Below are 7852 nucleotides of genomic sequence, written 5' to 3'. Positions count from 1 at the left end.
ATGGCAAAGCCCCGTCGCCTTGATCTCGACCAGAACCTCGCCCGCACGCGGACCCTCAAGGTTAACGTCCATCACCTCCAAAGGCTTCCCAGCCGCCAGCGCAACCGCCGCACGTGTCCGCATATTGTCCTCCCAAAAATTTATCGCATCAGTGGCGCTTTTCAAAAGTATGAGAGGGGGGGCCATTTCGAACAACTGATACATTGGTTGGTATTGGGTCCCGGTGGACTCTGGATGAGTCTGCGTTAAGGTCCGCGACCAGGGGGGAACTGCGCATGAAATTTGGTGGGAAACTGGGCTGGGCATTGATCGCCAGCCTCCTTGCGTGGCCCGTGGGTGCCGCGGATTTTTCCGATCCCACGTGGCCCTGCGTTCAGCGCAAGGTCGAAAACCTGTCGGTCGGCATCATGTGGCCCTACCCGATCGAGGATGTCGACCTATCCCCAGCCGCCGAACAGGATGTGCAGGACATTGTCAGCCGCCTGATCCTGCGGCGGTTCGAATTGGAAGAAATCCGCCCCCTGATCGTTGATTTCGCGGCGACCCATGGCAATGACCAGGCCATCATGGGGCACATTTTTTCGGAAACCTTCGACCGCCTGTCAACGACGCGGAAAACGATCATGAAGGGTATCGAGGAATATTCGCAGTCCCAGATCGCCATGTCCGAAAGAATTGACGCCACCCGCAAGACCATGACCGACCTGATGCGCGCGGACGACCCCGATTATGACAAGGTCGATGCGCTGGAAGAGCAGCTTGATTGGGACGAGCGCATTTACACCGACCGGGCGCAATCGCTGATTTATGTCTGTGAAACGCCCGTGCTGCTGGAAAAACGGCTCTATGCGATTGCACAGATGCTGATTGCGGAAACCCAGCAATAAGTCGTGGTTTTACCGGGACGACACCGGGGCCGAGCACGCAACCGTGAACGATCTAGACAAATGATCTAGTATATTTTTGCCTCTTTTTGTGGCATATTCCACAGTCAATCGCGAAAAGTGGGAGGATCCGATGAAGACATTCGTCCTGGCAATGGTGCTTGCAGCGCTTACCTCGGGGTCGGCATTCGCCGAAAACGCCGCCGTCAAAAACCCGCTCAACGCAGGCGAAACCTGGGCCGAACTGAAAATCGACATCGTAGGCGACGCCACCCTTCAGGACGGGTCTGCCCTGTTCGAGGTCGAAGCACCTTACCGCGCGCATGACGCCGCCACGGTGCCGGTTTTGATCCGCCAGACCGACCCGTCGGTTCGCATCAAGAGCGCTAAAATCGTGATTGATGAAAACCCCGCCCCGCTGGCCGCCGATCTGACCTTTGGCGAGGCGATGGCCCCGCTGAACATGGAATTGCGCGTGCGGGTCAACATGTATTCGAACCTGCGTATCATCGCCGAAACCGACAACGGCAGTTTCATGAACGGCCGCTTCGTCAAGGCATCGGGCGGGTGTTCCGCACCGGCCACCAAGGACGCCGAACTGGCGCTTGCGTCGATGGGGCAGATGAAGCTGAAGCATTTTGACGCCAAGCCGCTGATGTCCAAGGCCCGCCGCGAAGCGCAGATCATGATCCGGCACCCCAACTATTCCGGTCTGCAGCGCGATCAGGTGACCCAGCTGTTCATCGCGGCGCATTTCATCGACAAGCTGGAAGTTTACCAGGGCGATGAGATGCTGTTTGTCATGGAAGGCGGGATTTCGATCAGCGAAAACCCCGTGTTCCGCTTTGACTATAACGACAACGGCTCACCCGACCTGCGCGTGCGCGCCCGCGACACCGAAGGCAACGTTTTCGAGCAGGTGCTGCCCAAGGCCGGTCAAGCCTAGAAACAGATGATCTCGGCCTCGGCCTGAGAGCGGCGCAGGTCCGCCACGATTTCGTTGGCGACAGCGGCGCTGCGAAAGATTGCCATCCGCTCGCCGCCCGTCAGGCGCAGCGACAGGACGGTTTCGGCCTCGACATATTTGTCATAGGGCAGGATCGACGCGATCACGTCGATCGAACAGGCGCATTTTTCCAACACATCGCGGCTTTGACCGTTTGTGGCCATGCAGGCAAACACATAATCCGCCCGCGCCGCGGTTGGGTAATCGTTGAACTGGGATGCCACGCCCTGTGCGTTGACAGGCAGGGCCAGACCCGTGGCCACCAGGGCCGCAAATGCATATCTCATTTCGACGCATCCAGGCTTTCAAAGGTCAGGGTAGAGTCATAGATCATGCCGTCACTGTCGCCATCCGGCACACGCGCGCTCAGCGAATGATACCATCCCGGAACCGCGTCGGACATCACGACCGTCACCTCCAGATCGCCGAACCCTTTCATCTGTTCCTTGTTCGGATCGGCGCTGAACGGGCGCATCACCACCGATGTCGCGGAAATGGTTTGCCCGTCATAGTCCATGTTCAGGTTTTCGATTTCTGCTGGCTGCACCAGCGCGTCCTTGACCCGGTTGCGGATGTAAAACGGGCTGCCCCCCGCCGTTTCGGCCATATCCCGCACAACGGTTTCCACGAAATACATCACGATCGGATTGCCCACGCTGGCCGGGAAAGACCCCAGATTGCGGTACTTGTCGTCCTGAATGAACTTCAACCGCGCCTGCAATGGTTCGCCCCCCGCAAAGCCCAGTTCGACAGTGCCGGTATCGCGCTCGGCGGTTTCGGGCTTGATCGTGTTGGTGACCACCCGTTCATAGACCAGATGCAGGTCCTTGGGCACATCGTTCAGCGTGCCGTTCCTGAACAGAAGGTCATAGGTTTCATGGCCTTTCTCTTCGGCCACGACCGGCTGTGCAAATGTCACCAACACGGCGATCAGACAAACCAAAGCTTTGTACATTATCGATTTCCTCCCACCGTCAGCCTATAGAAATCGAATGGGTCGTCACGCGATACTTTTGTCTGTGAGCCCATAGGGATCGGCACGCTCGCGCCGGGTTTTCCAATCGATCAGCGGACGCAGACGCGACAGTTGAACCGGCTTGGTCAGAACGGTGAAATCGTTTTCCGACCCGGCCTTGACCAGGGAAATGCTCCGGTCGGCGGTGATCATGACTGCGGGCACATGCGTGCCCGTGTCGGCGCGGATGTTTTTGATCGCGCGGATGCCCGTGTCATCGCCATCTAGCTGATAGTCGGCCAGGATGATGTCGGGGGCGATGCCCATGTCGCGCACCATTTCCCGCGCCTCGTATGTCGAGCGCGCGCCCAGAACACTGGCGCCCCAGCTTTCCAGCTTTTGCACCGTGGCAAAAAGGACATCGGGGTCGTTTTCGACCACAAGAACGATCAGGTTCATTTCGGCGTCGGGGTTATGGCGCACTTTCAGTTCCGGTATCCGGGCCTGGGGACGCACCTGTACCACGTCCATTTCGATCGAGAATACCGATCCGACACCTGGTTTCGAGCGCACGCCAACCTTGTGGCCCAAATGCCGGCAGGTTCGGTCGACGATCGACAGGCCCAACCCCATGCCCGACCCTGGCGGTACATTCTCGGCGCGGGTGAATTCATCAAAGATGCGTTTCTGATCCTTGCCGGAAATCCCGATACCGGTATCCCAGACTTCAAGAATGACCGCGTCATCCTTGCGCCGGCACCCGACCAGAACGCGCCCCTTTTCCGTGTACTGGATCGCGTTCACCACAAGGTTCTGGATCGAACGCAGCAAATACCGCTGATCGCTGCGGACCCAGACCGAGGACGGCACAAAATCCAGCTGCACACCCTTTTTCTCGGCGACGGGCAACTGGTCTTCGATCACTGTCTGCATCAGCGTGCCGAGGCAAAATTCGGTGGGGGCAAGGCCGCTTCCGGTACTTTCCAGCCGCGAAATATCAAGCAGCGCGTGCAGCAGGGTTTCCATCGACGTGAACGATCCGTCCAGACGTTCGACCAGATTGGCCATGTTGGTTCCGCGCGACATGTCCGACAGGGTCGAAATCAGCAGCTTGGCGGCATTGATCGGTTGCAGCAGGTCGTGGCTGGCGGCGGCAAGGAACCGGGTTTTCGACGATACGGCGGCCTCGGCCTCTTCCTTGGCAAGGCGCAGTTCTTCTTCGACGCGGGCCTGATCCTCGTACTGCTCCGTCAGGCGACGGTTCACCTCGGTCAGTTCAAAGGTTCTTTCCTCGACCCGTTTTTCCAGCAACTCGGTTGTGCGCGACTCAAGCGTGACATCCTTGATATCCACCAGGAACCCGCGATCGGGCAGCAGGTGCACATGCAGATCCAGCATCCTGCCGCTGACATGGCGCAGACGCTCGCGCAGCCGCCCTTCGTCGCGCAGTTTCTTGGGCCAGCCGTCAATGGCCTGGAGGTCACTTGCCGACAGCAGGTAATTTTCTTTGATGAATTCCAGAATGTGGGAAAAACTCGTCCCGTTCTTGGCCAGTTTGACCGGCAGCCCCAGAAGTTCGCGAAACCGGTCATTCTGAATCATGACCGTCCCGGCGCGCGAAAAGGTGCAGATGCCAAGGCTCATGTGATCGAAAGCGGCTTGCAGGTAATGCGCCTGCATGTCGATCAGCAGGTTCTTTTCCGACCTGTTTTTTCGGACGATATCGGTGATCTCGGTCTGCAGGATGATCACATTGTCCGAACTGGTCCGTTGCTGGCTGATCTGGAACCAGCGGTCGCCTTCGAGTTCCAGAACAAAGGAGACCCGCGCGCTGTTGGCGGGTTCACGTTGACTGTCCGACAGATTGCGCTGGTTCTTTTGGTCCACGCCGACCAGGTGGCCGCTGGATTCCACAGCGCTGAAATACTCTCCCACGGTCAAACCGGGCAGTATCTGATCGGTGATATCGGGCAAAAGCGATTTGAACAGATCGTTGCACACCTGCAGCTTGCCGTCGGTGAACAGGGCGAACCCCCCCTCCATGACAGACAGCGCATCCGACAAGTTCTTTTGCGTCTGCTCGCGGTCGAACCGCAAAAGCTCAAGCTCATTCGAGGCGCGTTCCAGATCGCGGGTCTTGGCCCAGACCTGACCCTGAAGGGCGATGGCAGACTGAAACGCCGAATAGGCCGAACTGCCGACATCATGTTGCCGCCCTGCCCGACGGACCAGCGCCTCGATGATCCGGGCCTGTTTGGCAACCTGAACGTCAAGTGGGTCGTCGGGGTCGATCAATGCAGGTCTCGCTTTCTCGGCTCGAAAAATGCGACGCCCACAAAGGTCTGGTTCACATGCACACCACAGTGTTGTTCACCATAGGTGTTGAACCCCAGAACCTGACGCGCACGCAGGATTTTGGATGCCGCGGTGGTCAGTTGTTTCTGTTCGATTTCAAGTTTGCGCAGAAAGCAGTCAAACCCCAATACGAAATCGGGCGCCGCGCCGCGCGCGTCGTGCACATCCAGTCCGGCCTCCAGTGTTTTAAGGATTTCCTGCCCCCGCCCCAGCGTCAGCAAAAGCCCGTCATCGATGGCCGACAGAAAGGACAACGCGCCGCCCGGCTGAACCTCTTGAATGGCGCGCACGTGATAAAGCGCGTTATTGCGCACCAGAACAGGATTTTCCGCAAAGACGCGCGGCGACAACTGATCAACCTCGACTCCGACCAGCCGCGCATATTCCAAAGCGGCAGGGGCCCCGTTGATTTCCAGAACCAGCCGTTCCTCGGGGATCGCCTCGGTCACCACCATCTGGTGGTCGGTCGGCAGGAAATGATCAAACCCCAGACCGGCAAATTCCAGATCGGTTTCCAGCAAGATCACGATGGCCGCATTTGATTGAAACTTGCCATTGTGCAGGACAAAGGTTTCCCGAAAGGCAAGACCATTGCCCGCCGATCCGCCAAACACCGGCATATCGTCCAGCCCGGTTTCCAGCGCGGCGACCAGCATATCCTCCTGCTTGGACAGCCCGTCCGCAAAGGTCAGCGCCAGACGGTTCCAGTTGGCCGTTTTCTGGAATTGGGCCGACAGTTTGCGCACATCCGCAGCGATTTGTTTGATCGACAGGGGTTTCAGCGGCGAAATCATCATCGAGGCACACCGGAAATGCTGTTTCGGGAAGGAAATGACCAGCAGGGCGTTGGTTTCATATCCTTCGGGGGTGATCTGTCCTGCGGTGCTGCACCCGAACACGGGCAGGCCGGCAAATTCCGCGTTCAGTGCCCCGGCCAGATCATCCAGAACCAGACCATCGGGGGCAAATACCAACAGGAAACATGTGTCGCGTGTATCCAGCTGAGACGCGACATCGGCCACCGCGCTGACCGCGTTGGGTTCATATGAAACGGCAACGCCAACGGATGACGGCCTGGACGGCACCTGAAGCATCAGAGCGCCCCTATTCTTACTGACTTAGAAACGCCCGCGCGCCCGATTCATTGGGTTGAGCAAGGGACTCAAGACTTGCACTTTCGACCAGAACGGCTGCCTGCGTCCGGTTCTGAACGCCCAGTCGCCGCAAAAGCGCGGTGATATGCGCCTTGACCGTCGCCTCGGCCAGGGACAGCTCATAAGCGATCTGCTTGTTCGGCTTTCCGGCGCAAATGCGTTTCATGATGCGGGTCTGTTGCGGCGTCAGTTCCGCGATCTTGCGGCTGACCTCCTGAACATTTGGCGCAAGCGACTGTTCACGGCGGGACCGCTGATATTCCTGTGGCAGGTATTTGCCGCCGTCGCGCACGTCGTTCAGGGCCGCCTGCAAAGTCTGAGTCGACGCATCCTTGGGCACAAAGCCTGCCGCGCCCGCATCCATCAGCGCGTGCACGATCTCAACCGAGGTCAGCGCCGAAATCACCAGAATGGGGGTATCGGGCATCCGGTCGCGCAACCGCAGGAAACCGCTGATCCCGGTCACATCGGGCAGTTTCAGATCCAGCATGACAAGATCGGGTTCGAAATCCGGCCCCAGCCGTTTCAAACCATCGCCCAGTGTGGTGGCGGTTTCGATCTTGCAGTCCTGATACGCGTGGCGCAGCGCGGACGCCAAGGCATCGCTGTAAAGCGGGTGATCGTCGATGACCAACACCGACCGAATACCGCAAGGCATTTGCCCTATCGGATCATGCTTCATGAAAGTTCCTCCCGCCGGAAGCGTAGCAAACAACGGGAGTTTCGCGCAACAATTGCATACTGTCGCGCACAGTTTTGCCGATTCAGGAAACTGTTTCCCGAATTCGGGGCCCAATTGGCCTTTATTTCATGCCTTCAGGGCCCCTGTCGACTTGGCGACATGGGTAGCAATCGCATCCATCAAGGGCGGCGACAGGCAGTCATAAGGTGCCAGACCCAGTTCATTCAGGCGCCCGCGAATGCCCTCCATGCGCGACGGATCGACACCCGATTCGATGACCGATGACACAAAGGCCGCAAACTCGGGCGCGGACCAGCCCGATGACTCCGACAGCTCGGTATGAATGAAATCCAAACCGTAAAACGGATGGTTCTTGTCTTCGATCCGCCCGTACATGTGCACGCCGCAATCCTTGCAGGCGTGGCGCTGAATGGCAGCAGCGGAGTCGACGATCTGCAGCTTGTTCTCGTTTTCCGTGACCTTGAGCTTGTCACGGCCAACGACGGCAACCTGCGAAAAGGCCGAGCCGCTTGGCTTCCAGCATTTTGTGCAGCCGCAGACGTGGTTATGCGCGGTCTGATCCGACACCTGAACGACAACTTTGTCCGTGGCGCACTTGCATTTCAATGTGCCGCCGCCAAAGCCGGCAGCCCCGGGTTTCACGCCGCCATCCACCGCCGGATGAATTCTTACGTTGCTGAATTTAGGAGCCGAGTTTGTCGTGGTATTGCCGCCTCCGAAAATACTTGAAAACAGTCCCATGTTTGAAATCCTCCCTGGAACGCCGTTGTTTGTTTTTGTGGCGTTCTCAACAGG

Annotated in this window: 8 protein-coding genes and 1 pseudogene; 2 read left to right on the top strand and 7 right to left on the bottom strand. The window is 58.3% G+C overall.

All coding sequences use genetic code 11. From position 1 onward, the window contains the following. Positions 1–123 (bottom strand): annotated as a pseudogene (locus ACXYMO_RS14685) (S-(hydroxymethyl)glutathione dehydrogenase); the annotation flags it as partial. Positions 124–275: 152 nt separating this feature from the next. On the opposite strand from ACXYMO_RS14685, the gene ACXYMO_RS14680 reads away from it, so the two are divergent. Beyond that, positions 276–887 (top strand): hypothetical protein, encoded by a 612-nt coding sequence (locus ACXYMO_RS14680; RefSeq protein WP_458879469.1) that lies wholly within the window; start codon positions 276–278, stop codon positions 885–887. Between the two features lie 130 nt (positions 888–1017). Beyond that, entirely contained in the window at positions 1018–1830 is an 813-nt protein-coding gene (locus tag ACXYMO_RS14675; RefSeq protein WP_458879468.1) for a quinoprotein dehydrogenase-associated SoxYZ-like carrier, read from the top strand. Here the strand turns inward: ACXYMO_RS14675 and ACXYMO_RS14670 are convergent. The 6 genes from ACXYMO_RS14670 to gfa form a co-directional block, all read right to left on the bottom strand. Next, positions 1827–2177 carry a hypothetical protein gene (locus tag ACXYMO_RS14670; RefSeq protein ID WP_458879467.1) on the bottom strand — a complete coding sequence of 117 codons (351 nt, stop codon included), beginning with the start codon at positions 2175–2177 and terminating at the stop codon, positions 1827–1829. The genes ACXYMO_RS14675 and ACXYMO_RS14670 overlap by 4 nt on opposite strands. Beyond that, a complete protein-coding gene (locus ACXYMO_RS14665; protein WP_458879466.1) occupies positions 2174–2845 on the bottom strand; it encodes a hypothetical protein in 672 nt (223 codons plus the stop codon). Before ACXYMO_RS14665 ends, ACXYMO_RS14670 begins: the two co-directional genes overlap by 4 nt. A 45-nt stretch (positions 2846–2890) precedes the next feature. Beyond that, positions 2891–5140 (bottom strand): hybrid sensor histidine kinase/response regulator, encoded by a 2250-nt coding sequence (locus ACXYMO_RS14660; protein WP_458879465.1) that lies wholly within the window; start codon positions 5138–5140, stop codon positions 2891–2893. Beyond that, positions 5137–6294, bottom strand: coding sequence for an FIST N-terminal domain-containing protein (locus ACXYMO_RS14655; RefSeq protein ID WP_458879464.1), 1158 nt, complete (start codon positions 6292–6294; stop codon positions 5137–5139). The genes ACXYMO_RS14660 and ACXYMO_RS14655 overlap by 4 nt, the downstream gene beginning before the upstream one ends. A 16-nt stretch (positions 6295–6310) precedes the next feature. Further along, on the bottom strand, positions 6311–7036 hold the full coding sequence (locus ACXYMO_RS14650) for a response regulator (RefSeq protein ID WP_458879463.1): 726 nt from the start codon (positions 7034–7036) through the stop codon (positions 6311–6313). Positions 7037–7162: 126 nt separating this feature from the next. Further along, the gene (gene gfa, locus ACXYMO_RS14645; protein ID WP_458879462.1) at positions 7163–7798 is read right to left on the bottom strand and encodes an S-(hydroxymethyl)glutathione synthase; all 636 of its coding nucleotides are present in this window, start codon (positions 7796–7798) and stop codon (positions 7163–7165) included. Positions 7799–7852 lie beyond the last annotated feature (54 nt).

It is taken from the genome of Arenibacterium sp. CAU 1754, assembly GCF_054482635.1.
Note: the sequence above shows the minus strand (reverse complement) of the source record. Positions and strands in the feature narration are given on the sequence as shown.